The 25370-nt window shown below is 71.6% G+C and carries 25 protein-coding genes; 11 read left to right on the top strand and 14 right to left on the bottom strand.

The window, feature by feature from the left end; all coding sequences use genetic code 11:
- Positions 1-33 precede the first annotated feature (33 nt).
- The 6 genes from IE262_RS09935 (at position 34) to IE262_RS09910 (ending at position 6436) form a co-directional block, all read left to right on the top strand.
- Positions 34-870 (top strand): AfsR/SARP family transcriptional regulator, encoded by an 837-nt coding sequence (locus tag IE262_RS09935; protein WP_134041818.1) that lies wholly within the window; start codon positions 34-36, stop codon positions 868-870.
- A gap of 132 nt (positions 871-1002) precedes the next feature.
- Entirely contained in the window at positions 1003-1800 is a 798-nt protein-coding gene (locus IE262_RS09930; RefSeq protein ID WP_229877180.1) for a thioesterase II family protein, read from the top strand.
- 156 nt (positions 1801-1956) lie between these two features.
- Positions 1957-3297 (top strand): MFS transporter, encoded by a 1341-nt coding sequence (locus tag IE262_RS09925; RefSeq protein WP_189872792.1) that lies wholly within the window; start codon positions 1957-1959, stop codon positions 3295-3297.
- A gap of 199 nt (positions 3298-3496) precedes the next feature.
- Complete coding sequence (locus IE262_RS09920) at positions 3497-3676, top strand: hypothetical protein (protein WP_189872943.1); 180 nt, start codon at positions 3497-3499, stop codon at positions 3674-3676.
- Positions 3666-4976, top strand: coding sequence for an alanine racemase (locus IE262_RS09915; protein WP_189872790.1), 1311 nt, complete (start codon positions 3666-3668; stop codon positions 4974-4976). Before IE262_RS09920 ends, IE262_RS09915 begins: the two co-directional genes overlap by 11 nt.
- A gap of 215 nt (positions 4977-5191) precedes the next feature.
- On the top strand, positions 5192-6436 hold the full coding sequence (locus IE262_RS09910) for a cytochrome P450 (protein ID WP_189872788.1): 1245 nt from the start codon (positions 5192-5194) through the stop codon (positions 6434-6436).
- 116 nt (positions 6437-6552) lie between these two features.
- Here the strand turns inward: IE262_RS09910 and IE262_RS09905 are convergent, their stop codons facing one another.
- The 4 genes from IE262_RS09905 to IE262_RS09890 all read right to left on the bottom strand — a co-directional run bounded on the left by IE262_RS09905 (position 6553) and on the right by IE262_RS09890 (position 10960).
- Complete coding sequence (locus tag IE262_RS09905; protein ID WP_189872786.1) at positions 6553-7815, bottom strand: FAD-dependent oxidoreductase; 1263 nt, start codon at positions 7813-7815, stop codon at positions 6553-6555.
- A 25-nt stretch (positions 7816-7840) separates the two neighbouring features.
- Complete coding sequence (locus IE262_RS09900) at positions 7841-9118, bottom strand: MFS transporter (RefSeq protein WP_134041808.1); 1278 nt, start codon at positions 9116-9118, stop codon at positions 7841-7843.
- A complete protein-coding gene (locus tag IE262_RS09895) occupies positions 9115-10275 on the bottom strand; it encodes a PLP-dependent cysteine synthase family protein (RefSeq protein WP_189872784.1) in 1161 nt (386 codons plus the stop codon). The genes IE262_RS09900 and IE262_RS09895 overlap by 4 nt, the downstream gene beginning before the upstream one ends.
- A gap of 229 nt (positions 10276-10504) precedes the next feature.
- A complete protein-coding gene (locus IE262_RS09890; protein WP_189872782.1) occupies positions 10505-10960 on the bottom strand; it encodes a hypothetical protein in 456 nt (151 codons plus the stop codon).
- Positions 10961-11229: 269 nt separating this feature from the next.
- Between IE262_RS09890 and IE262_RS09885 the strand changes: the two genes are divergently transcribed.
- From IE262_RS09885 to IE262_RS09875, 3 genes are read left to right on the top strand one after another with little or no spacing between them, the layout of a single operon-like run.
- On the top strand, positions 11230-11565 hold the full coding sequence (locus tag IE262_RS09885; protein WP_134041804.1) for an ArsR/SmtB family transcription factor: 336 nt from the start codon (positions 11230-11232) through the stop codon (positions 11563-11565).
- Positions 11565-12296 (top strand): cation efflux transmembrane domain-containing protein, encoded by a 732-nt coding sequence (locus tag IE262_RS09880; RefSeq protein WP_189872780.1) that lies wholly within the window; start codon positions 11565-11567, stop codon positions 12294-12296. The genes IE262_RS09885 and IE262_RS09880 overlap by 1 nt, the downstream gene beginning before the upstream one ends.
- Entirely contained in the window at positions 12293-12928 is a 636-nt protein-coding gene (locus IE262_RS09875) for a methyltransferase family protein (protein ID WP_189872778.1), read from the top strand. The genes IE262_RS09880 and IE262_RS09875 overlap by 4 nt, the downstream gene beginning before the upstream one ends.
- Positions 12929-13183: 255 nt before the next feature.
- On the opposite strand, the gene IE262_RS09870 is transcribed toward IE262_RS09875, so the two are convergent.
- From IE262_RS09870 to IE262_RS09830, 9 genes are all read right to left on the bottom strand, one after another.
- Positions 13184-14320, bottom strand: a complete 1137-nt coding sequence (locus tag IE262_RS09870; RefSeq protein WP_189872776.1) for a mandelate racemase/muconate lactonizing enzyme family protein — start codon at positions 14318-14320, stop codon at positions 13184-13186.
- Positions 14317-14475 (bottom strand): hypothetical protein, encoded by a 159-nt coding sequence (locus IE262_RS09865; RefSeq protein ID WP_189872941.1) that lies wholly within the window; start codon positions 14473-14475, stop codon positions 14317-14319. The genes IE262_RS09870 and IE262_RS09865 overlap by 4 nt, the downstream gene beginning before the upstream one ends.
- Positions 14472-15836, bottom strand: a complete 1365-nt coding sequence (locus tag IE262_RS09860) for an MFS transporter (RefSeq protein WP_189872774.1) — start codon at positions 15834-15836, stop codon at positions 14472-14474. Before IE262_RS09860 ends, IE262_RS09865 begins: the two co-directional genes overlap by 4 nt.
- A gap of 379 nt (positions 15837-16215) precedes the next feature.
- Complete coding sequence (locus IE262_RS09855; protein ID WP_189872772.1) at positions 16216-17076, bottom strand: STM4011 family radical SAM protein; 861 nt, start codon at positions 17074-17076, stop codon at positions 16216-16218.
- Between the two features lie 10 nt (positions 17077-17086).
- Entirely contained in the window at positions 17087-18505 is a 1419-nt protein-coding gene (locus tag IE262_RS09850; protein ID WP_189872770.1) for an STM4012 family radical SAM protein, read from the bottom strand.
- Entirely contained in the window at positions 18502-19308 is an 807-nt protein-coding gene (locus IE262_RS09845; protein WP_189872935.1) for an STM4013/SEN3800 family hydrolase, read from the bottom strand. Before IE262_RS09845 ends, IE262_RS09850 begins: the two co-directional genes overlap by 4 nt.
- Before the next feature lie 50 nt (positions 19309-19358).
- Positions 19359-20504 (bottom strand): STM4014 family protein, encoded by a 1146-nt coding sequence (locus IE262_RS09840; RefSeq protein ID WP_189872768.1) that lies wholly within the window; start codon positions 20502-20504, stop codon positions 19359-19361.
- On the bottom strand, positions 20485-21450 hold the full coding sequence (locus tag IE262_RS09835) for an STM4015 family protein (protein WP_189872766.1): 966 nt from the start codon (positions 21448-21450) through the stop codon (positions 20485-20487). Before IE262_RS09835 ends, IE262_RS09840 begins: the two co-directional genes overlap by 20 nt.
- A gap of 76 nt (positions 21451-21526) precedes the next feature.
- Positions 21527-22483: an STM4015 family protein gene (locus IE262_RS09830; protein ID WP_189872764.1), complete on the bottom strand. Its 957-nt coding sequence runs from the start codon at positions 22481-22483 to the stop codon at positions 21527-21529.
- Between the two features lie 250 nt (positions 22484-22733).
- On the opposite strand from IE262_RS09830, the gene IE262_RS09825 reads away from it, so the two are divergent.
- Together IE262_RS09825 and IE262_RS09820 are read left to right on the top strand one after the other, a co-directional pair.
- A complete protein-coding gene (locus tag IE262_RS09825) occupies positions 22734-23060 on the top strand; it encodes a DUF8820 family protein (RefSeq protein ID WP_134041787.1) in 327 nt (108 codons plus the stop codon).
- 19 nt (positions 23061-23079) lie between these two features.
- Positions 23080-24147 carry a DUF6745 domain-containing protein gene (locus IE262_RS09820; protein WP_229877179.1) on the top strand — a complete coding sequence of 356 codons (1068 nt, stop codon included), beginning with the start codon at positions 23080-23082 and terminating at the stop codon, positions 24145-24147.
- 374 nt (positions 24148-24521) lie between these two features.
- Here the strand turns inward: IE262_RS09820 and IE262_RS09815 are convergent, their stop codons facing one another.
- Positions 24522-25175 carry an NAD(P)H oxidoreductase gene (locus IE262_RS09815; RefSeq protein WP_229877178.1) on the bottom strand — a complete coding sequence of 218 codons (654 nt, stop codon included), beginning with the start codon at positions 25173-25175 and terminating at the stop codon, positions 24522-24524.
- Between the last annotated feature and the right edge of the window lie 195 nt (positions 25176-25370).

Here is a 25370-nt window from a genome sequence, read left to right as displayed (position 1 = left end):
ATTGGCTGTGGTATTGGCTGAAGGGAGAACCAGATGGAGATCCGGGTCCTGGGGCCGCTCGTCGCCCAGCTCGACCGTACGTCCGTGGTGCCCAGCGCGGCCAAGCCCCGTCAGGTGCTCGCCCTGCTGGCCCTGCACGCGGGCCAGGTCGTGACCGTGTCCACCCTGCTCGACGAACTGTGGGGGGACGCCCCGCCGCGGACCGCGCCCGCCACGCTCCAGACGTACATAAGACAGTTGCGCCGCATGCTGGCCTCGGCCCTGGGCCCGGCCGCCGTGCGCGGACCCAAGGACGTGCTGTGCACGCGCTACGGCGGCTACGCGCTGGACGTGGCGCAGGCCGGTGACGCGGTCGAGTTCCAGCGGCTGTCCGTGGCCGGGCAGACGGCGTTGCGTGAGGGAGCGCCCCGTGAGGCCTCCCAGCTGCTGCACCAGGCGTTGGGACTGTGGCGGGGGCCCGCCCTGGCCGATGTGCAGATCGGCCGGGCTCTGGAGATCGAGGTGGTGCGGCTGGAGGAGACCAGGCTCGGCGCCCTCGACGCCCGGATCGAGGCCGACATGCGGCTCGGCCGGCACGCGTTGCTGCTGGGCGAACTGACCGCGCTGGCCGCCCAGCACCCGCTGCACGAGACCGTGCACGCCCAACTCATGCTGGCGCTCTACCGCTGCGGCCGGCCCTCCCACGCCCTGAGTTCCTACCAGCGGCTGCGCGGCTCGCTGATCCGTGAGCTGGCCCTGGAACCGTCGATACGGCTTCAGCGCCTGCACCAGGCCATCCTCCAGGCCGACCCGGCCCTGGAGTCACCGGCCCCGTCCGTGGTCGGCGGCGACGACTGGTCGGCCCTGCCTCTGACGGCCGCTCCGGCCTGAGCCGGTCACCTCCGTTCGCTGCCGTTTGGCGGTCCTTAAGCGCCACTGGCGACGCTGTGTGCACTGGCTGTGTGTACTGAGGGCCCCCGCTCATTCGGTGGCCACCGCGTACCGAGAGGAGATCGGGGCACTATGACGCGATACCTGAGGCGCGGTGGTACGGGCCACCCCGACCGTCTCCGTATGTTCTGCTTCCCCTACGCGGGCGGCGGCGCCTCCGTGTACGCGGGGTGGCAGCGGCAGCTGGGAACCCGCGTGGAGGTGCTGCCGGTACAACTGCCCGGCCGCGAGGGCCGGATGGCGGAGCCGCGCTTCACCGATCTCCCCGCGCTCGTCGAGGACCTGGACCGCGAACTCGGCGAGGAACTCGACCGTCCCCATGTGGTGTACGGGCACAGCATGGGCGCCCTCATCGCCTTCGCCCTGGCCCAGCACCGCCGGGCCCGCGGCGAACGGCTCCCCCTCGCCCTCCTCCTCGCAGCCCACCGCGCCCCGCATCTGCCGGCTCCGCCGATCACCCACGGCTACGGGGCCGACGACAGCGAACTGGTGCGAGGACTGGCCTCGTTGGGCGGTCTGCCGCGGGTACTGCTGGACCGCCCGGACTGGCTGGCGGCCCTGCTGCCCGTCGTCAGGGACGACCTGATGCTCTGCGACGGCGCCGGAGGCGTGGACCGTACCCCGCTGCCGATTCCGTTGCACACCTTCGCCGGGGTCGACGACCGGCTGGTGACCGTCCCGGAGGTACGGGAATGGGCCCCGTACTCCACTCGGGACAGCGAGACCGTGGAGGTGCCGGGCGGCCACTTCTTCATCAGGGAGCAGGAGACGGCCTTCCTCGACCGGCTCTCGGACGTGGTGAGCCGGTACGTCGACATCGTCGATCTGATGGGCATGGACATGAACCTGGTCGGGGCGCCGGGCGACTAGGGCCGGTCGTCGAACCCCCGTCGTCCGCCCGGAGGGGGCACTGAGGCGCTTCTCCGTTCTGCCGCCGCGCAAGCCGTACTTCAGCGTCGCTCCCTACGGTCACGTCGGCGCTGCCCTCGGGCGAGTGGCGGCGAACCGAACACCGAAGGAGGTGCCATGGAGATCCCGGTACGGCTGCGACAGGCCCGCACCGCGCTGCTGCTGGTCTTTCTCGTCCACGGAGCGGTCTTCGCCCTGCTGGTCACCCGCATCCCGGCGATCCAGGATCGTTACGGCCTCAGCGACGCCCAGCTCCCGATGTTCCTCGCGGCCGTACCGGCCCTGGCAGGCGTCGGCAGCATCACCGTCTCGCGTGTGGTGCGCCGGGTTCCCGCGCCCGTGGTGGTCCGCGTGGTCCAGCCCGTGATCTGTCTGTGCCTGGCCGGGGTCGGGGCGGGCGAGACCGTCTGGCAACTCACGGCCTGCCTGGCCGTCTTCGGGCTGCTGGTGGGCGCCATGGAGGCGAGCCTGAACATGACGGGTGTCGGGATCCAGCGCGGCTACGGGCGCAGCATCATGCTGGGCTTCCACGGTGCAGCCAGCCTCGGCGGCATCCTCGGCGCCGTGCTCGCCTGGGCCGGAGCCCACTGGGACCTCTCCCTGCTCACCCTCTTCGCCGGTTCGGTCGCCCTGCTGCTGCCGGTCGCGATGGCGGTCGCCCCCCGCCTGACCCGGCAGGCGGACGGACCGGTCGGAGGGGACGGACGGGACGGATCGGCCGGACCGGCCGCGGAGCAGTCCTCCCCGCAGTCCGCTCGCCCGAGTGGAGTCCCCTGGAAGCCGCTGCTGCCGCTCTGCCTGATCATGGCCGTGTCCGTCGTCGCCGACTCCACCGCCACCAACTGGAGCGCCAAGTTCCTTGAGGACACCCTGAACAGCTCGGAGGCGATGGCGACCGTGCCGTACGCCCTGTACATGGCGGCCACCCTGGTGGGCCGCGGACTCGGGGACGGCTGGGTGCAGCGCTGGGGAGCGGTGGCCGTGGTACGGGCGGGCGCCCTGCTCACCGCCGTCGGGTTCGCCGTCGTCGCCGCCGCGCCGGAACCCCTGACCGGTGCGTTCGGTTTCGCCGTCCTCGGCGCGGGGCTGTCCGTGATCCTGCCCCAGGTGTTCGTGATCGGCGCGCAGCGGCTGCCGGGGGCGCCGGAAACCGCCGTGGCCCGCGTCAACCTCTTCAACTACGTGGGCTTCCTGGTCGGCCCGCCCCTGGTCGGGGCCGTCGGGGCGGCCGTCTCCTACCGGGCGGCCATGTGCGTGCCGCTGCTGCTCATCCTGAGCGTCGTCATCGTCGCCCGGTCCCTGACCCCGCCGGACCCGGCCGATCCCGATTCCGGTCCCGGTCCCGATTTCGGCTCCGGCTCCGGTTCCGACTCCGGCTTCGATTCCGGTTCCGGTTCTGGCTCCGCCTCCGGCTCGCCGGTCCCGCGACCGGAGGCGAGCACGACAACCACCAGCTGAGGAACACCAGTTGAACGTGCCCCGGCTGCCCGAACGGCAGCCGGGGCACGACCGTGTCCGCCCGCCCCGTACCCCGGGCCCCGGGCCGCCCGCGGGTCTTTAGCCAGGCCAAAGCCCAAGCACCGACGATCACCGCACGGCGGATCCCAGGACACCCCAGCGTGCGGCCCGCCCGATCGCAGACACCCGAGGAGCAGCGATGACCGCGACCAGGGTCGGATCCCTCCCGGCCCTGGTCCCGGAGGGCGACCGCGACATGCCCCTCTTCGCCGTCCCCGATGTCTGCCACGCCCTGACCGCCCTGCCGCCCACCCCCACCGGCAAGGCCCACCGCAAGGAGCTGTGCCGACGGCTCATGGAGGACACCGATGTCCGCTGACAAGAACCCCACGCGGCGCTCCGGCGACGACCTGACGCTCCGTCGGCTCGTCGACCGGTACGGCAGCCCGCTCTACGTCTACGACCTGGCCCGCGTGCGCACCGCACTGGAGGACCTGCGCGCGTCCCTGCCCCAGCCGGCCCGTATCTACTACTCGCTCAAGGCCAACGCGCACCCCTGCCTCGTCGCCGAACTCCGGCGGGGCGGAGCCCGCGCCGAGGTGACCTCGCGCGGCGAACTGGCCGTGGCCCTTCAGGCGGGTCATCCGGCGGCGGAGCTGATGTACTCCGGCCCCGGCAAGGTCCCGGCGGAGATCGACGAGGCCATCGCGGCCGGCCTGCGCACCTTCTCCGCCGAGTCGTTCGGCGACCTGGAGCGGATCGGGGCCGCCGCGGACGCCCGGGGCGTGACCGCGGACTGCGTGCTGCGGATCAACGCCGCCGGCGCCCCCGGCCAGGCCGGGCCGTGGACGACCGGCGGCCCGTACCGGTTCGGCTTCGACCTCGACGAACTGGCGGAGCACGGCGCCCGGCTCCTGGTGAAGGGCGTGCGGATCATCGGCACGCACTTCGTCCCGCTCAGCAACGCCGGGAACGAGGACGTTCTCCTCGCCGAACTGGCCCAGGGCGTACGCACCGCCGCCCGGCTCCGGGACGAACTCGGCATCCCGCTGCACCTGCTGGACCTCGGCGGAGGGTTCGCGGCCCCGTACGCGACCCCCGGCGAGCGGCCCGTCTACCCGGGCCTGCGCAGGGCGTTGTGTGCCGTCCTCGACGAGCACCTCCCGGGCTGGCGGCACGGCGAACCGGTGGTCGCGTTCGAGTCCGGGCGCCATCTGGTCGGCGACAGCGGACGGCTGGTCGTCACCGTCACCGATGTGCGGAACAGCCGCGGCACCACTTACGCGGTGCTCGACGCCGGCGTCAACCATCTGGGCGGTCTGCCCGGTCCGGGCCGTCTCCTGCCGCTTGCCGCCCAGCCACTGACCGCCCTCGACCGTGCGGCGGACGACACCGGCGACACGGGGGCCGCCGACCCGTCCTTCGTGACGCTCGCCGGACCGCTGTGCACGCCCGCCGACGTCCGGTCGCGCGCCGTGGACCTGCCCGGGGCGCGCCCGGGTGACCTGCTGGTGCTTCCCAACGTGGGTGCCTACGGACTGTCCGCGAGCCTGCCAGGGTTCCTCGGCCATCCGGCCCCCGTCGAAGTCGTCGTGGACGGCGGCGAGACCGTCTCCGCGACCCGCCTGACCCTGAGCCGCCGTATCGCCGAACCCCGCATCGCCGAACCCCGCACCTAGCCGCCGTCGAACCCGGCACCGCATCCGGCACCGCATCCGGTACGGACGACACCACCGCTCTGACCAGGGGTTCAGGCGTGCTTTATCGGTGCACAAGGCGCTCCTGCGACGGTCGCCTGACAACCCGAAACACGAAACCCGGCACCCCCGACGCCCGACACCCGAAACCCGACGCCCGACACGTCTGCGAAGTCCGCAACCCTGGAGGCCACCCGATGGACACCGCCTCATCGCCGTCCGCCGAGACCGAGACCAAGACCGGGACGGAGCCTGGACTCCAGTACCCCTTCCACCGTCCCTCGGCGGTGGAGGTGCCGCCCGTCTACGAGGAGCTGCGCGCCAAGTGCCCGGTGGCCAAGGTCCAGCTGCCCACCGGTGACGACGGGTATGTGGTCAGCCGTTACGACGACGTCCGTACCGTCCTGGCCGACCCCCGCTTCAGCCGTGCCGCGATGCTGGCCGAGGGGGCCCCGCAGCTCACCCCGGCCCCGCCCGTGCCCGGCAGCCTGTTCACGATGGACCCGCCCGAGCACACCAGGCTGCGCAGGCTCGTCTCGCGTGAGTTCACCGCGCGCCGGGTGCAGAACCTCCGCCCCCGTATCCAGGAGCTCACCGACCAGCTGCTGGACGAGATGGAGAAGCAGTCCCCGCCGCTCGACCTCAACCCCGCCTTCGCGTTCCCGCTGCCGGTGATGGTCATCTGTGAACTGCTCGGCGTTCCCTTCGAGGACCGGGAGAAGTTCCGCGGCTGGTCCGACGCCTTCGTCTCGCTCACCGCGCACACCGCCGACGAGGTGATGGCGCAGCGGATGGCGATGGTCCAGTACCTGGGCGAGCTGGTGCAGCGCAAGCGCGAGGAGCCCGCCGACGACCTCATGAGCGCCCTGGTCTCCGTGCACGACGAGGACGGCGACCGGCTCAGCGAGCACGAGCTGATCATCATGGGGATCACGCTGCTGGTCGCCGGGCACGAGACCACCGTCAGCATGATCGGCAAGTGTGTGCTGACGCTGCTGCGTCACCCCGAGCACCTGGCCGCGCTGCGGGAGCGGCCCGAGATGATCGAGCATGTGGTGGAGGAGCTGCTGCGGGTCAACCCCATCGGTGACGGCGGCCCGTTCCGCATCACCCTGGAGGACGTCGAGATCGGCGGTACCACCATCCCCAAGGGCAGCGGTGTGATCGCGGCGGTCGCCTCCGCCAACCAGGACCCGGACCGCTTCGGTGAGGCGCCCGACGCCTTCGACCCGTCCCGGTCCTCGGCCACCGCCCACCTGGCTCTGGGCCACGGCCCGCACTTCTGCCTGGGCGCCGCCCTCGCCCGGGCCGAGCTGCAGATCGCCATCTCCTCGCTGATCCGCCGCTTCCCGAAGCTGAGCCTGGCCGACGACGTCGACAAGCTCTCCATGACCAGCGGCATGATGGTGCACGCTCTGAACCGTCTGCCCGTCACCTGGTGAACCACCCCCGGTGAACGGCCGACGCTGCCCGGGTTCCCCCGAAGGGAACCCGGGCAGCGGTCTGTCGTACGGACGCGGACGCCGACCCGTGCGACGGATACGCCGGATATGACGGATCAGTTGTGCGAGGCCGGCTGCTGGACCACGCGCCGGGCCACGGTCGGACCCGGCTCCTGCACCTGGAAGTACGCCCTGGCCAGCACCCGCTGCTGCAAGGCCCGGTTGTGGTCCACGATCCGGTAGAGGGACCGGCGGCCCAGACCGCCCAGCCGGCCGTCGAGCGCGAACAGCCGCTCCTGGCGCAGCTGGAGGGCACGCGAGAGACGTACCGCTTCCTCACGCGACTGCTGGAACTTTTCGCCGGCCCGTGCCAGTGCGGCCGTGCCGCCGCCGTCGGCCATCGCCTCCTCGACCAGCGGCGCCAGGGTGACCGCGTCGATGATGGCGTGGTTGACGCCCTGACCGAGGATGGGGGTCAGCGTGTGCGCGGCGTCGCCCATGAGGACCAGACCGGGCATGGACCAGCGGGGCACCACGGTGGTGAAGATGTCCAGCATCGACGTGTCCGACCAGCCCCGCACCTCCTTGCGCACCGAGGCCGACAGCTCGGGGGCGAGCCGGTCCAGCTTCTCGTGGAGCGCGCTCAGCCCCTGGGCGCGCAGGTCCCTCAGGCCGCCCTTGGCGATGTTGAGGCCCACCCGCACACTGTCCGGGTGGGTGGGGATGAACAGCCCGTGCTCACCGCCCCGGATGCGGATGCGGTACGTGTGGCTGTCCCACTCCTCGGGGAAGGGCAACCGCAGCCAGATGACGTCCCGGTCCAGCGGCTGCTTGTCGTACGCCAGCCCGGACATCTCCCGGACCTTGCTGAACCGTCCGTCGGCCGCCACGGTCAGGTCGGCCCGCACGAGCAGTTCACCGTCGGGGGTGCGGGCGCGCACCCCGGTCACCGGGCCGCTCTCGCCCTGCTCCCGGAGCAGGTCAATGGCGGTGGCCCCCTGGCGGAGCGTGAAACCGGGGTGCTCGCGTCCGGCGTCGGCGAGGGCGGACAGCAGGGCGGGCTGGGGCAGTTCCACCGGGTACGGGTGGGGGTAGGGGAAGTCGGAGAAGTCGACGCTCAGCACGGTGCTGCCGGAGTCGAGGATCTCCATACGGTGCATCTGCGCGTACGTTCCGTCGAGCCGGCCGAGCAGTCCGAGCCGGTCCAGCAGCCACACCGAGTCCGGGGACACCGACTCGCCGCGGAACGACCGGTTGAAGTGCCCGCTCTGCTCCAGCACCACCACGGACACGGAACGCTTGGCGAGCTCCACGGCCAGGGTGAGCCCGGCGGGTCCCCCTCCGACCACGCACACCTGTGCGGTCAGCTCTGCTGTCATCGTTTTGCCGCCCCTCCAGGGAAAGTCATGGTCGGTCGATCGTGGGACGGCGGACTAAAGCTCCCCTTGCAGCGACCCGGGGCCCGGCGCCGAGGTGGCCGGTGCGGGCGAGGGCGGCGACCGAGGCCGCGCACACCAGCCCGGTGGCGGTCAGGGCACCCCAGGTGAGCCAGCGGGCGTCATGCCGCTCGGCGAAGTCCCACAGGGCGCCGGTCACGAGGTTGCCGAGGGTGATGCCCAGGCCGGAGACGGTGTTGTAGAGGCCGTAGTGGGTGGCGACCAGGCGGTTGCCGGACAGGGCGACGACGGTGTCCATCTCGAAGGGGTAGACCACGGCGGAGCCGGCCGCGAGCAGCGCCACCGCCGTGACCAGCGACGCGAGGACGACCATTGACGAACCGGGTGGGGTGAGCGCGAGCGGAAGGAACGCCAGACCCATCGCGGTGAGTCCCCGCACCAGCGCCTGGCTGGGCCGCCACCGGGTCTTCGCCCAGCCGGTCAGCCGCAGTTGGCCGACGACGGAGACCGCGGCGGAGACGACGAAGAGCCCGCTGGTGGCGGCCGTGCCGTGCGCGCCGAGAGCGTCGGACGCGGCCAGCGGCAGAGCCAGGTAGACCTGGAAGGCCAGCACGTACGAGCCGATCATCGCGGCGGCGAAGAGCAGGAAGGGCCGGTTGGCGACCACCGTGCGCCACTGGGCCAGGACCCCGCCCCGGCCCTCGGTCTGACCGCGGTGGTCGGGCAGCGCACGCCACTGCAGCACGGTCAGTACGGCGAAGATGGCCGCCGCGACCGCGCACACCAGGCGGAAGTCGGCGGCCAGCAGGGCCAGTCCGACCAGCGGGCCGAGGAACATGCCCGCCTGGTAGTAGACGTTGAAGGTGGCGAAGGCGTCCACGCGCCGCTCTCCCGCCTCGGCGGCGAGGTAGGCGCGCACGGCAGGGTTGAACAGGGCCCCGGCGAAGCCGGTCGCGGCGGACGCCGCGATCAGTGCGGGCAGATGGTCGACCCAGCCGAGCAGCGCGAAGCCCACGGTGCGCAGGAGGCACCCGGCGAGGATGGGCGTCTTGTAGCCGAAGCGGTCGGCGAGGGTGCCGCCGATGAGGAACATGCCCTGCTGGGAGAGGTTGCGCACGCCCAGCACCAGACCGACGGCCCAGGCGGCGAGCGCGAGTTCGCCGGACAGATGGGCGGCCAGGTAGGGCATGAGCATGTAGAAGGCGAGGTTGATGGCGAACTGGTTCGCCATCAACAGCCTCACGGCCGGCGGGAAGGAGCGGGTCTGCCGCCACAGAGCCCTCACACCGACACCTCCACCGTGAGGCGCTCGCGGCCGGCGTGCTCCTTGCCGAACTGTGCGGCCAGGGGGTCGACGACCGTGGTGCAACGCGTCCAGCGGGCGACGGTCGTCTCGCCGGGGTGGGCGATCTCCTCCGGCTCGTCGGCCACTTCACCGTGCAGCAGTCCGTGCGTACGGCAGTAGGCGTCGTCGAAGACGGTGCCGACATAGCGCTGCGGCCCGTCGGGGAACACCGCGACGATCCGTGCCTCGGCCGGCATCCGGCCCGCCAGCCAGCGTGCCACCAGGGCGACCGCGCCGACGCTCCAGCCGCCGCTGGCGTACCGGCAGCGGGCCAGCGAGCGGGCCGCCCACACCGCTTCGGGGGCGGCGACCCAGTGGACCTCGTCGAACAGGTCGTAGGCGACGTTGCGGGGGTAGATGCTGCTGCCCAGGCCGCGCATCAGCCGCTGCCCGGCGGGCTGCCCGAAGATCGTCGATCCCGTGGTGTCGACGCCCACGATCCTCAGGGAGGGGAAGTAGCGGCGCAGCACCGAGCCGATCCCGGCGGAGTGGCCGCCGGTGCCGACGGACACCACCAGCGCGTCGATACGGCCGAGCTGGGCGACGAGTTCACGGGCGAGCGGTGCGTAGGCGGCCACGTTGTCGGGGTTGTGGTACTGGTCGGGGCACCAGGCGTCCGGGTACGCGGCGAGCAGGCCCTCGACGCGTTCACGGCGGGCCTGCTGCCAGCCGCCGTCCGGGTGCGGGGTGTCGACGACCTGGACGTCGGCGCCGTACGCGGTGAGCAGCCCGGTCATCAACGGTTCCATGCCGGGGTCGGTGACGACGGTGACCGGGTGGCCGAAGGTGACCCCGGCCAGGGCGAGTCCGAGGCCGAGGGTCCCGGAGGTCGACTCCACGATGCGGGCGCCGGGCAGGAGCAGGCCCCGATCCCGGGCCGCCCGCACCATGTGCAGGGCGGTGCGGTCCTTGATGCCGCCGGGGTTGTGGCCTTCGAGTTTCGCCCAGAAGCCGTGTCCGGCGGGGGTGAAGGGCTCTCCGATCCACAGGACGGGGGTGTCGCCGACCAGCCCGGCCGGGGTGAGCGTGGGGCGTTTGGCCTCGGCGAGGAGTTGGGCGGGGCAGTCGGGGACGGTGGTGCGGATGGGGTGATTCATGGCGTGATTCATGGCGTGGTTCATGGGGTGGTTCATGGCGTGGCTCTCCCGCGGTCGGCGGGCGCAGGGCAGGCCGACCGGATGGTGGTGGTGACCGGACGGAAGGGGGATCCGGCCAGGAGGGCGGGACTGATCGACGGCCGCGGTGGGTCGGACTGCTCGACGGGTGCGGTGGCTCGGCGGGAGCGTGGCTCGCCGCTCGGTCCGTCGGTGCGGCTTCAGATGTCGGTCAGGTCCGCCACACGCCCAGGCGGGCTCGTGCCTGCCCGGCGGGAGACGGCGCGGCGCCTGGATGTGGCGGCGCGCCCGCGCGAACGGAGGAGGGCTGCGGTTCGCCGTGCTCGACGGCGGGCTCGGTCTGGAGGGCCGGTGCCGCAGGGGCCACACCACGGGGCGGCTGCACGATGGGTTCGTCCCGGTCCAGGCAGCCCGCCGCACCGCCCGAGCCCTCTACGCTCCGCTGCTCACCTTCACGGTGAGCGCTGTGCGGCGTGCCGGACGGCTGCCCGCAGGACGGGGACGCGGCAGCCGCCGACGGGGAGTCGACGCGGCCCGTGGCCGTCGGTGTCGGGCCGTGGGAGCAGGCGAGCAGATGCAGCAGGGCGGCCAGCAGCACCACGAGCACCGCCCCCGCCCACGACCGGGAGCGGCTGCCCTGGAAGACCGTGACCGTCCCAGCCGTCATGAACACACACCGTAGTCAAATGAACGCACAAAGTTCTCGCGAGTTTGGCGGTGCGGTGCGCGCCGTGGGGTCGCGGCGGATGCGGGGAAACCGGGGGAGTGGGGGAAAGCTGCTGGATGGCGGCCGGCTGCTGCGGCCTGGGCGGACGAAGAAATCCGGCTCCGGATCATCACCGCATCGGGTGAATCGGCCCCCGATCGGCCGGTTCAGGGGAGGGGATTCAGAGTTCAGGGTGTTCTGAATTCAGGAAACTGTGTATCGTCAGGCTCATGCTCTCCATCGCCTCTGACATCGACGCCCTGGCCCGATTCGGCCGTGCGCTCGCCGACCCGATCCGCTGCCGCATCCTGCTCGCCCTGCGCCAAGCCCCCGCCCACCCGGCCGATCTGGCCGAGAAGCTCGACATCTCCCGCACCCGGCTGTCGAACCACCTCGCCTGCCTGCGCGACTGCGGCATCGTCGTCGCCGTCCCCGAAGGTCGCCGCGTGCGCTACGAACTCGCCGATGCCCGCCTCGGTCACGCCCTGGACGACCTGCGCGGCGCGGTCCTCGCCGTGGAGGCCGACCGCACCTGCCCGGACGCCGACGAGGACGGATGCTGCTGATGACGACGGTTGCTCTCGGCCCGAGCCCGCAGCGCGCCACCCGACTGGCCCGCCGCATACGGCTGCTGGTCGCCGTCACGATCACCTACAACGTGATCGAGGCAGCCGTCGCGATCACCGCGGGCACGATCGCTTCCTCCACCGCCCTCATCGGTTTCGGCCTGGACTCGGTCATCGAGGTCTCCTCGGCGGCGGCCGTCGCCTGGCAGTTCTCCACCGCCGACCACGCCCTCCGCGAAGCCCGCGAGAAGACCGCCCTGCGCGTCATCGCCGTCTCCTTCTTCGCGCTCGCCGCGTACGTCACCGTGGACTCCGTCCGCGCGCTCGCGGGCACCGGCGAGGCCGGGCACTCCACCCCGGGCATGGTGCTGGCCGCCCTGTCCCTGCTCGTGATGCCGTTCCTGTCCGCGGCCCAGCGCCGCGCCGGACGCGAACTCGGCTCCGCCTCGGCGGTCGCCGACTCCAAGCAGACCCTGCTGTGCACCTACCTGTCCGCCGTGCTGCTCGCGGGCCTGCTCGCCAACTCCCTGCTCGGCTGGTCCTGGGCCGACCCGATCGCCGCCCTGGTGATCGCCGCCGTCGCCGTCAAGGAGGGCCGCGAGGCATGGCGCGGCGACACCTGCTGCGCGGTGCCGGCGGCCGGTACCGTCCCTCGGGCGCAACAGGACGAGTGCGGCTGCGGCCAGGGATGCGCGTGCCGCGCCCCGTTGCGGGAAGCGGGCGTACGGTGACCGGCTGGGCCTGGACGGCACTCGTGCTCTACGTGGTGTGGCTGGGCGCCGCCTTCGGCATCCGCACCCTCATCCAGCGCCTCCGTACCGGCGACACCGGCTTCCGCCGCCCGTCCGGCGCGCAGGGCTCGGCCGCACGGTGGGCCGGAGTGCTCTTCGTCGCCGCATTCCTCGGCGCCGTCGCCGCACCCGCCGCGACCCTGGCCGGCTTCCCGGTCCTCGTCGAGGACGCTCCGGTCCTGTACGGCGCCGGGGCGGCGATCACCGTGCTCGGCATCGTCGGCACACTGGTCGCCCAGGGAGCCATGGGAACGTCCTGGCGCGTCGGCGTGGACCGGGAGGAACGGACCGCCCTCGTCACGAGCGGCCCCTTCTCGTACGTACGGAATCCGATCTTCACCGCGATGGGCATCACCGGGATCGGACTCGCGCTCATGGTGCCCGGCATCCTGGCCCTGGCTGCCCTCGCCGCGCTGGCCGTCGCCGTCGAACTACAGGTCCGGATCGTCGAAGAACCCTACCTACGGGCCGTCCACGGCAGGGCCTACCTCGCTTACGGATCCACGACCGGGCGCTTCGTGCCCCGCGTGGGGCAGTTGGGATCCGCCGCGAGGAACCCGGACACCACGTGACGACCAGGCCCTGGCGCCCGGCCGCCAGGGCCCGCGTCACCGTCCCGGCCCGCGGCCGACTGAAGAGGCCCACCGTCGTCCGGCTGAGTCAGGGCCCTCCAGGCAGCCTCGGGATTCCGGTTCAGCGGACGCAGTGTCTCCGACGACCGCCGTACCACCCCGGCGATCGCATCGAGAGCCACCGGTTCGGCCGCGACCTGCTCCCTGACCGCTCGCGTGCGCCGATCCCGCAGGCGCGAGCGGGAGTTGCCTCCCTCACATCCATGCCGTCGAGCCGTCGGGGCGTACCGGCACCTTCCGCTTCCAGGTGACCCAGTCGTCCGTCGCCAGCGCGCCCTCGTCGATCTCGATGCCCCACCCGGGGCGGTCCGGTCGCAAGGTGAGGTATCCGTCGGCGGGGAGGTAGGGGTCGGGGCACCACGACACGTCGTCCAGCTTGTACTCAAGGATGCTGAAGTTGGTCGTCGCGGCCGCGAAGTGCACGTTCGCCGCGGTCGCGAGCGGTCCGAGCGGATTGTGCGGCGCGACCGGAACGTAGTGCGCATCGGCGATGGCAGCCGTCTTCACCATCTGGGTGAGACCTCCGACGACGCAGATGTCCGGCTGCACGATGTCGGCTCCGCCGGCGCCGAGCAGGGCCAGGAACTCATGCGGGGAGTACAGGGACTCACCTGTCGCCAGCGGCACCGTGAGGGCGGACCGGATTCTGCTCCAGGCGGGGATGTGCTCGGGCCGCAGGGGCTCCTCAAGGAAGAGCGGCTGGTTCGGGGCGAGCGCGGCACCGAGGTCGATCGCCTGCCGCGGTTCCCACAGACAGGCGTGCGCGTCGAACGCGAACTCCCACTCCGCGGGGTGGCTTTCCCTGACCTGACCGAAGTACTCGCCCAGCTCGCGGACGACGAGCCCGAACCGGGTCCGGTGCAACTCGGTCCGGTACGGACTCAGCTTGAACGCCGTGAAGCCGAACCGCTCATGCAACGCCGCGGTCGTCTCGCGCAGTTCCTTGACGTCGGGCGCGGAGTACAGGCCGGCGTAGACGCGTACCCGGTCGCGTACCGCACCGCCGAGCAACTGGTAGACGGGTACTCCCATGGCCTTGGCCGCGATGTCCCACAGCGCGTGGTCGATGGCGGAGATGGCGGCCAGCCCCAGCGCACCCTGCGGGAAGCGGCAGGACTGCAGCAGGAACTGGTTGACCCGGCTCGGGCTTCGGGCGTCCATGCCCTTGATCTGGTCGAACAGGTAGTCGAGCAGCGGTGGGTAGGCCAGGTCCGGGCCGTGGTTGTACACCTCCGACCAGCCGTCGATCCCCTCCTCGGTGCTGATCTTGACCAGCACTCTGGGCCGGTCGCCCACCCGTTGCAGGAAGGTCTGGAGCGACTGGATCCTCATGCCGCACGCTCCCCGGAGATCCCGGAGATCCCGGAGATCCCGGAGACCCCGGAGACCCCGGAGACCCCGGAGCCCTCGGGCACCACGGGGCGCCACCGCACCAGGCGGCCCGGCGGACCGGCGTCCAGGCGGGCGATGTTCGGCGAGGTGGTCACAAGGTGCTCCCTTCACGGGGTTCGGCGGGCTCAGCGGGCGGATCCTGGTGCCGCGCCACAGGCTGGACACGAACCCAGAGCAGATAGATCGCGGCGCTGATCAGACAGCACGCCGCCGCGCCGAGCAAGGGGCCCTCATAGGACCCGTTGCTCGAAGCCAGAAAGAGTCCGATGGCGATGGGGCTGAGGAGGTTGCCCACCTGGGAGCCGAAGTTCTGGAAGCCGGCCACCGCGCCGACGCTCTCCGATGAGCGAGCCACCTCCGCCGGCAGACTCAGGATCGCCGCGCCGGCGAACGAGTGCGCGGCGCTGCTGATGGTGAGCACGACCATCAGCACCAGATTGCTCTCGATGAACGGGGCGAAGCCGATGCAGGCGCTCAGGCCGAGCCCGGAGACGATCGGAACCTTCCGGGCCAGGTTCGGGGAGAGTCCGGACGCCAGCATCCGGTCGGACACGACGCCGCCGAGCACGGTGGAGCCGATCGCGATGAGCGCGGGTATCCAGCCCACCATGCCGAAATCCGCCTCGGAGAATCCGCGGTCGTCGAGCAGATAGCTGGGATACCAGGTGAGGAAGAACGCCCCGGCCAGAGAGCGGAACACATAGCCGATCATCAGGGCCCACACCTGAGAGTCGTTCAGCAACTCCCGCCACGGCACCTGGGCGCCGGGCGATTCCTCGGCGATCGTCGAGCCCTGGTCGGACCGAATATGCGCCAGTTCAGCCGCGGAGACGCGCGGATGGCGGTCGGGTTCGCGGTAAACAACCGCCCACCCCACAATCCACAGCAGCCCGCTGACGCCGATCACGATGAAGGACAGACGCCAGCCGCCGAAGAGCGCCAGCGCTGTCACCACCGGGATCGACAGCGCCGTACCGATCTGCTGGCCCATGTCGAACAGGCTTGACGCGAAGGCGCGTTCCTTGCGCGGAAACCACCGTGAGACGACCTTGATGTTCGCCGGTTGCACCGGCGCCTCACCGATGCCCAGGCCGAGGCGGAACACCATGACCGACCCGACCCCGTGAGCCAGGGCCGTCAGCGCCGTCCAGATCGACCACCAGCCCACGGCGATGGGATAGATGATCCTCGGGCCGAAACGGTCGAGCAGCCGGCCGGAGGGAATCTGGAACAGCGCGTACGTCCAGAAGAACGCCGAAAGCATCACGCCCTGCACCGAGGAGCTGATGTGGAACTCCTCCGACATGTAGGGCATGGCGACGCTCAGCGCGGCACGGTCGAGATAGGCGATGGTGAGGCCGAGCGCCGAGAAACCGACGATCGTCCACCGCATGCTGCTGCGCTGTCGAGCCGGTGATCTCCCGGCTTTGGCCAAGCGCGCGCTGGAAAGGGGCACCCTCGCTCCTTGATTTAGGTAGGCTCCCCTAAGAGGGGAGTATCGGAACTCTCTGTCGCGGCCCGGGATCTTGGCGGTGAACGGGCCGCATCTCATCTGACAGTTCAGTCAGTTCAGCCGGTTCAGCCGGTTCAGCCGGTTCAGCCGGCTCGGTCGGCTCGGTCGCGGAGCAGGGACTCTGGACCGCCCGCTCGTGGCGCGCACCGAGGCACGGGGTGATCCCCCCGTGGACACCAAGGTCATTGAGCCCCCAATCCAGACATAACGCATCTCGTATATGACGTACGATGCACGACGCGATGAAGGTAGGAGTCCCCTCCTGAATTCGTCAACGCTTTTGACAAAATCAGCCGTTGACGAGCCGTCGCCCGGGTGTTGGTCAGGTGCTGAACGGGAGCGGCTCGGCGGGTATCCGCTCCAGGACTCCGCCCGCGAACACGTCGTACAGCGGCAGGGTCTCCAGGTGGACGTAGCCGATGTGGCAGTCGCACAGGGCCAGCGGGCAGGCGCGGGGGCGCAGTGCCCGCCGGTAGGAGCCGTCGTAGAGGTTGCCCAGCTCAGAGCGGACGAAGTGGCAGCGGCGGACCGTGCCCTCGCCGTCCACCGAGAGGACGGACTCGCCCGTCCGGCAGGGCAGTCCGGCGCTGCGATGTGCGTGGCGGCTGTACGGGAAGAGCGGGTCGAGGGCGGTCCACTCGTCGGCCTCGGCGTCGGTGTACGTACGGCCCTCGGCGGCGTTGACCCACAGGTACACATGAGCGGGGAGGTCGGCGCGCAGACGCCGCGCGTGCTCCAGGTGCTCGGGCAGGCCGACGACGCCCACGCTGTGGCGGACCCCGCGGGTGGCCAGGTCATGGCACTTGCCCAGGAAACGGTCGTACGGCGTCTGCCCGGGGTGGAACGTGCACCACAGGGCGACGGTGTCCAGGTCGGCGGAGGCGAGCCAGTCCGTACGGCAGCTGAGATTGGTCTGGATCGCCACCCGGCGGATGTGCGGCAGCCGGCTCAGCTCCACGAGCGCCCGCCGGTACCAGGAGCGCACCAGGCCCTCGCCCCACGGCGTGAACAGCAGGGAGAGCCGGTCGTCGCGCTGCGCGGCCGCCCAGGTCGCGAACCGCTCCAGCGCGGCGCGGTCCGCGGCCAGTTGGGCGCGGCTGTCCCGTCGCTTGGCGAAGGGGCAGTACGGGCAGTCGTAGTCGCACGACGCCAGCGGACCGCGGTAGAGGATCGTCAGGTCCATACGGGCTCCGTCACTTCGGTTCGTACGAGGCCATGCGCTTCCGCACGGCCGCGGAGAACAGCTCGGGCCCCAGTGCGTCGGAATGGGCCAGGCCCTCCGGGGAGAGCCGCAGCAGGCCCGGCCCCACGGAGTCGTCCAGCCAGCCCCGGTCACCGAACCGCCCCAGCTCCGTGGCGAAGTCGTCGACGGGCGAGGTGCCGAAACGGGTCCGGTAGCCGGCGACGGGCATGCCCTCGGCCTGCAGCAGCGACTGCAACAGATGGCGGCGCCGGGCCTCCCCGGCGTCCATCCGCCAGCCGAAGTCGGCGTGACGGAAGTCCTCGACCCCGCGGGCCGTGTAGTCGTCGATGATCCGGCGTATCTGGTGCATGTCCACGGCGTAGTCGAAGGAATAGTGCAGCGCGGAGGTGTAGGACCGGGCGCCGCAGCCGAGGCCGACCATGCCGTCGGTCTGGCACGCGTAGTCCTCCCCGCCGGTGCCGGGGGCATCCGCGCGGCGGAACATGCGCATCGACACCTGTGCGTAGCCCTGTGCGAGCAGATGGTCGCGTCCGTGGCGGTACAGCCGCAACCGCTGCTCGTCCCACTCGGCGTCGCCCGGTTCCGGGCCGAGGTGCCGACCGAGACCGGTGAGCGGGCGGACGTAGAGGGGGTAGAGGTACAGCTCCTCGGGCCGCCAGGCGAGCGCCGCGTCGAGGGAGTGGCGCCAGGATTCCTCGGTCTGGCCGTCGATGCCGTAGATGAGGTCGATGTTGAGGACGGGGATGCCGACGTCGCGGATCCTGGCGAGGGCCGCCTCGACGTCCGTACGGCGCTGGGGGCGTACGGCCGTGCGTGCCTCGGCGTCGACGAAGCTCTGCACGCCCAGGCTCAGCCGTGTGGTGCCGCGCGCGGCCAGCACGGCCAGCCGGTCGGCGGTCGCGGTGGCGGGCGAGGCCTCCACGGACAGCGGGATCGCCGACAGATCGGCGCCCAGGCCCTGCTCGGCCAGATCGCACAGCCGCTCCAGCTCGGCGGCCTCCAGGAACGTCGGGGTGCCGCCGCCGAAGGCCGCGGCCGCGAACCGCGCGCCGTCGCCCAGCGCCTCGCGCACCGCGGCCGCCTGACGCTCCAGCGCGTCCAGGTAGGCGGTGGTCAGGCCGTCGGGCGCCCCGATCCGGGTGAAGAGGTTGCAGAAGCCGCAGCGCACCTCGCAGAAGGGGATGTGGAAGTAGAGCGACAGCGCGTTCTTCGGCTCGTCCGCCCACAGGTCGCGCAAGGGCGCTTCGTCCCGGAGCAGCGGGCGGTACGCGGTCTTGTGCGGATACGCGTACACGTAGTGCTGGTACGGGCGGACGGCGGGCGAGGCCGCCGTTTCGGTGAGGGGCGTTTCGGTGAGGGTTGCTTCGGTGCGCGTTGCTTCGGTGAGGGGCGTTTCGGCGCTGGTCATGAGGCCTCGTCGAGGAAGAAGTGGGCGTAGGGCACGGTCCAGACGACGTCATGGCCGATGCGGTGGCCGCTGTAGCCGTCCTCGCCGTACGCGGTGCCGTGGTCGGAGCAGACGATGGCGAAGCAGGGGCGGCGGCTGCGGGCGGCCGCGAAGAGCCGTCCCATGTGCCGGTCCACGTACTCAAGGGCCGCGGCGTGCGTAGCCCGGGAGTCGCCCGCGTCACGGGTGGCGCCGGGCAGATGGAACCAGTTGGGCTGGTGCAGCGCCGACACGTTCACGAAGAGGAACAGGCGCTGTTCCCGTGGGAGCCCGGCGACGACCTGCTCGGCGCACGCCACCTGCGCTTCGAAGGACGTGGGGGACGGCACTCCGAACTCGGGTTCCCAGTGGCTCTCCTGGAACATCCCGGGCAGGACGGAGCCCAGCGGTCCCCGCTTGTTGAAGAAGCCGACGCCGCCGATGCACACGGTGCGGTAACCGGCGGCGGCCAGACCCGACACCAGGTCGGGTGTGTCGTACACGAAGGTGTCGGTCGCGGTGGTCTCGCTGCCCTCGAAGCGGGCGGCGAACAGACGCGGGTGGGGTCCAGGGGTGGCCGGTGTCGGCAGGAAGCCCGCGAACATCGCCTGGTGGGAGGCGTAGGTGAAACTGCCCGGCGCGTGCCGGCGTTCCCAGACGCCGCCGGGCAGGTGCCGGGCGAGGTTCGGGATGCGACCGTCCGCCGCCAGTTCCTGGGCCACGTCGTAGCGGAGCGTGTCGAGCGTGACCAGCAGGAGGTCGTGGCTGCCCACGACGTCGTTCATGTTGACCGAGTGGACCGCGTTGACCGAGTGGACCGCGTCGATCGGTGGCGTCATGACGGTGTTCCTTGCGTCTCGCGCATGCGCACGGCGGCCGGTCCGGCGGCGACCTGCGCGGCGTAGGTGTCCATGCCCTCGGCGCCGCTGCCGGGCAGGCCGGTCAGACGGGGCAGCAGGTCCCCGAAGGCGTTCACCTCGCCGACGGTGAAGCGCCGCCATCCGGTGGACGGCAGGACGTCCACGCCGACGCACAGCGTGCCCGGGAAACAGGCGGCCGCCTGCTCGGCGGCGTCCAGTACCCGGTCGAAGCTGCCGCCCGCGGCCCGGATGGCCTCGCGTGCCGTGTTCAGGTCGCCGCGGGCGCCCCCCAGGTGCAGATTCGTCATGGGGTGACGGCTGGTCCGCACGACGGCGTGCGTGGCGCGTCCGGCGACCACCACCACTCGGAGATCGGCGGCGCGTCCGCCCTGCGAGGCCTTCGGCAGCCACTGCTCGACATGGATCCCGTCCGGGGCCAGCGCGTCGACGAGGGCGGCGACTTCGGGCTCCGAGGCGTACTGCCGTACCCGCAGGGAGTTGAAGAGCCGGCCGTCGGAGGCGGTCTCCACGGAGGTCGTCGCCCTGACCCGGCCGGGGCCCGCCACCGAGAGCGCCACGACGCCGGAGGCCGACGAACCGTGCGCCGGCTTCACGAAGGCCCGTGAGATGCGCGCGGTTCTCAGCTTCTCCCGCAGCTCGTCCCAGCCGTCGAGCGGGCCCGTCAGGGCGGGAGGCACCGGGACACCCGCGGCGGCGAGCCGGGCATGGCAGCGCCGCTTGTCGAACATCACCGCGACGTCCTCGGCACCGGCGGAGGGCACCGCACCCGCACGCCGCGCCGCGTCCGTCACCTCCCGGACCGCCGCCGTGAAGCGCCGGTACCACAGGGCCGTTCCCTCCACCCGGGTGGGATCGTCGGTGTTCCGCAGCAGCCGGTCGACCTCGGCGTTCTCACCGGGGGAGTCGATCCGTACGAACTCGCCCGCCCTGAACGCGAACCGCCCGCGCAGCACGTCGCGCCACGCCAGGACGCGCGGTTGCGTGTGCCCCGCCGCGCGGACGGCGTCGGCGAACAACGTGGTCCGCCGGTTCTCCGGATTGCCGACGACGGCGAACCGTACGCCGGTGCCGGGGGTGTGGCTACTCGGAGACAGCGACATAGCGCCACTCCTGGTTCTGCCAGCGGTGCGGGGTCTGATGCTCGGACAGGTCCACCTCGGTCCCGGCGGAGCCGAAGGCCGTACGGACCCGGTCGGCCATGGCCTCACTCAGGAAGTGGTGGTGCAGGTCGAGCCACTTGAGGTCGGTCAGCGGCTGGCCGCCGAGCAGGGCTTCGGCACCGCTGTCGGTGAGGGTGCCCATGGACAGGCTCAGCGATTCGAGCTGGGCGACGACCGGCGCCGACGCGACCGCCGCAGCGATCTCGTCCTGCACCTCGCTGTCCTGCAACCCGAGATGCCGCAGCGCCGGGAACCGGCCGCCCGCCAGGATCGGCGCGAGGTCGGAGACGGTCGCGTCGCCGCCGTAGTGCGACACCCCGAGCCACAGCTCCAGGTGCTCCAGAGCGGGCAGTTCGCACGCTCCGACGGCCCGCACCACGTGTCCGGGCAGGCCTCCCGACTCGAACCGCAGTACGCGCAGCGCCTCGTGCCGCACCGGGCGCAGCGACAGGGGTTCCTCGCCCAGCCCCTGGGAGTCGCCGCCGCGGACGCAGAACTCCTCCAGCAGCGGAAAGGCCTCCAGGACGGGGGTGACATCGGTGAGCTGCAGCCAGGAGATCTCGCACTCCTCGCCGGTGACGTCGGCGAGGAAGAGGGCGCGCAGCGCGGGGAAGCGCTCCGCGTCGGCCAGGATCAGCTCCAGCGCCGGGCGCAGCTCGGTGTACTCGTCGTCCCACCACGGCCCGATGACCAGAGCCCGCACATCCGCGCTCGGCACCCGGTCGGTGAAGCTCCGCCACAGCTCGGCGAACGGCATCTCCCCGGCGTCGAAGCAGTCCAGCCGCCAGGCCACGCCGTCCGCGGCCGGGAGAGGCTCCTCCCGGGGCTCGGGGAGAGACAAGACGGGCAGCCCGTGAAACGTCTCAAAGTGATCAGCGAAGGTCATGACCGCCTCATTACCGTCATTCCGGGACTCGTCATTCCGGGACTCGTCATTCCGCGACTGGTCATTCCGCGACTCGTCATTCCGAGACCGCGGTGAAGCGGTGGACGACGCCGTCGTCCTCCCACGAGTCGCCTGGCTCGGACAGGTCGACCTCGACGCCGGCCGGCTCCAGCGCCTCCTGAACCCGCCGGGCCACCGGCTCCGTGACGAAGTTGTGGTGGAGGTCCAGCCGGGCCAGGTGGGTGAGCGGCTGGCCGCCGAGCAGCGCCGTCACGCCCTCGTCGGAGAGCACACCGAGGGACAGGTCCAGCGACGTGAGCTGGGCGACGACCGGGGCCGAGGCCACGGCGGCGGCGATCTCGTCCTGGATCTCGCTGTTGCGCAGGCCGAGGTGGCGCAGCGCCGGCAACTGCCCGCCGGCCAGGATCGGCGCCAGATCGGCCACGGTCGCGTCGCCGCCGTACTCGTCCACACCGAGCCACATGTCGAGGTACTCCAGCGCGGGCAACTCGCTGGCGGCGACCCCGCGCACCACCTCGCCGGGCAGGCCTCCGGCCTCGAAGCGGAGCCTGCGCAGTTGCTTGTGCCGTACAGCGGGGAAGCGCAGTTTGGTGCCGCCGCGGACGCCGAACTCCTCCAGCAGCGGATAGGCGTCGAGGACCGGCGTCACATCGGACTGCTCGATCCAGGAGATCTCGGCCTCCTCCATCTCCAGGTCACCGATGAAGACGGCCTGAAGGCCCGTCAGCCGGTGCCGGGCATCCACCAGTCGCTGCACGATGCCGCTGGAGTCGTTGTCGTAGGGCTCGTCCCACTGGCCTACGACGATGGCGCGGACACCCGCAGGGTCCACCGAGTCGAGGAAGCGGTCCCAGACGTCATCCCACTCCTCATCGCAGACGCCCCTGTAGGGATCGACGGCCAGCCGCCAGGCCACCGCGCCTGCCTCCGGCAGTTCCTGCGGCGCGCCGGGCTCGGGGAAGTCGAAGGCCGGGAGGCCGTGCAGTTCCTTCAGATGCTCGACGAGGGACATGTCGCTGGCCTCCAGAGGCGGATGAACGTGGTGCGCTGATGCGGTGTGTTGCTTGCGGAGAGTTCTACCAACCCGCACTGACAACGCCTTCCACGGGCCCGTGCGGGTTGGTCGGGAGGACGTCGGTCCGGAGGCTGACCGGGGCCGGTCCGGGGCCGGTCAGCCTCCGGACCGGGGGGCGTTGTCAGACCCCCCGCGTAGCTTCGTGGACATCGGGTCGGCGAGGCGCCGACGCTGAAGGGAGACACGCATGTACCGGCAGGGGGACGTCCTGATCGTGCCCGTCGCGGAGGCGGCCGTGCCGCCGGGCACGGACCGGCTGCCGCGGCAGCCGCGCGACGCCCGGGGACGGCTCGTACTGGCCCTCGGCGAGGTCACCGGACACGCCCACGCGGTGGTGGGGCCGGGCACCCTGGTCCGGGAGGCGGGGCCGTTCGGTGCCTCCTACCTCCATCTCCCGGACGGCGGACGGGTGGTGCACGAGGAGCACGCGGCGATACCGCTGCCGAAGGGCTGGTACCGGGTGGTGCGGCAGCGTGAGTACGTGCCCGGCGCGGTGCGCGTCGTGGCGGACTGAGGCAGCGGGGAGCAGAACGATGACGACGACAACGACGCACACCGCACAGACAGATGCGACGACCGCACAGACCGACGTGACGGCGGTGTGGCGCGGGGTCGCGGCGGCGACCGGCCCGGCGGACCGCACAACGGCGGAGGACGGCGTGCGCCTGGCCTACCGGCTGGCGGGCCTGCCCGAGCCGGTGCGCATCGTCTGGGCGGGCTCGCCCCGCGAGGGCGCGGCACTGGCCGCTCGGCTCACGGCGGAGGGCACGGCCGGCCGCAGTGTCCGCGACGAGGTGCGCACGCGGCCGTGGGCAGCCGCACGGAAGCGGCTTGCCGACCGCCTCGGGCCGGCCGGCTGGGCCGAGCACTGGGCCTTGACGGGCGCTCAGCTGTGGGACACCACACTCATGCTGACCGAGCGCATACGGACGAGCGCGGTCGAGGCATCCAGCGGTGTGCCGGGAGGGGAGCAGGCCGTTCGGCTCGTCATGCTCGACGCGGTCATGGGCCAGCACGACGCGCCCTGGCTGGCCGCCTTCGACGGCCAGGACGGCGGGGAGGAGCTCGACGGAATCGCCGCGGTCGCCCGCGCCGCGGGCTGGTGGTGGCCGTACGAGAAGACGGCGGTCGTCGCTGAACGCCCCGTGGAACTGCACCGCGACGAGGCAGGCCGGCTCGACCGCGCGGACGGCCCGGCACTCGCCTTCCCCGACGGCTTCGCGCTGCACGCCTGGCACGGCATGCCGGTACCCGCGGAATTCCTCGACGGCCTCGCCACCCTGACCCCGCGGCGGATACGCGAGGAGGAGAACGCCGAGCTGCGCCGCGTGATGCTGGAGCACTACGGCTACGACCGTTACCTGGAGGAGTCCGGCGCGAAACCCGTGCAGCGGGACGAGGCCGGTGTGCTGTGGCGGATCGAACTGGAAGGGGACGAGCCGCTGGTGATGGTCGAGGTCGTCAACTCCACCCCGGAACCCGACGGCACCCACCGCACCTACTGGCTCCGAGTACCGCCACGGACCCGGACCGCCAGGGAGGGCGTCGCCTGGACCTTCGGACTGGATGAGGCCGACTACACGCCGGGGAGGGAAACCTGAGCTGCGCAGAGGAACCATCCGCGCGGAGTGAGGCGACCGGTCGAGGGGCGACAGCGCGGCGAGTGAACCCGCTTCGCTTTCGCCTTGCCGGTGAGGACGCACCCGTCGGTCATCGCGTTGCCGTCGGAGTCGGTCGACCAGTTCACTGCGCCACCCTGGTACGGCCACACTGATCAGGTCGGTGTCCCCGCCGGATACCGTCCTGGTGAATGGTGCGGTCACCATGTCACCACCGATCGACAGAGAGCCGTTGTCGAGGCCACCAGCGGTTGGTAGGCGGCGGGTGACGGAGGCGCGCAGTGCGCCCGGGCCGAGCCGGTGCGGCGCGCGGTTCGTCGTGAAACAGGCGGCTGTCAGCGGTTTCCGGAGCCCGGTCAGGCACCGGCCGTGGACGGGGCGCCGTCGAGGAACTCGGCCACGATGCCGTCGGTGGCGGCGAGGACGGCCTCGCGGGTCGCGGCAACCGGACGGTCCGAGACCGTGTCGTAGACGAGCCGGACGGCGATGTCCTCCAGACCGCAGAACTTGGAGATCCCCACCCGCAGATGACGGTCCATCATCTCGTCCAGGCCTTGCTCGGCGTAGGCCGCACGCGATCCTCCGGCCAGGCCCAGCCACAGGATCCTTTTGGTCGCGAGGGGAGAGGGGTCGACACCGTAGGTGAGACCGTGGTTCCACACCCGGTCGATCCAGCCCTTCAGGATCGCCGGCACGTCGAACCACCAGACCGGGAAGACCACGACCAGGGTGTCGGCCGCGTCGACGCGCGCGATGTGCGCGTGGACCTCGTCGGAGTAGCGTTTGCCCGGGTCGTCCCAGTCGGGCTCGTCCTGCGCGGACATGCGCGGATCGAAGCCCTCGGCGTGCAGATCGAGCACGTCGACCGTGTACCCGTGTCGCTCCAGGTGCTCCTGCGTGCGCCTGCCGGAGTGCGCCGTCAGAGAGTCAGCGCGCGGGTGCGCCAGCACGAGCAGTGCCCGCCCGGTGCGGTCCCCCGGTTCGATTGCGGATGAGCCGGTGAGAGACAAGATAATGAGCCTTTCTTTTTTCCCGAGAACTGACGGGCGCCACATTTCCAGAGCCTGAGGGGTGCCAAAGCGGCGGAGGAGCAGCCCGACAGCGTGCGGCGCACTCCGCTTCCTGCCACAACACCCGGCCGCCGCAAGGCCATTCCTGCCGGACGTCGCTGTCGGCCGAACCGGCGCGCGGCCGGACGGAGGCGA

It is taken from the genome of Streptomyces bluensis (genome assembly GCF_014650715.1).
GTDB classification, from domain to species: domain Bacteria; phylum Actinomycetota; class Actinomycetes; order Streptomycetales; family Streptomycetaceae; genus Streptomyces; species Streptomyces bluensis.
This window is presented reverse-complemented; position numbering and strand designations above follow the sequence as displayed.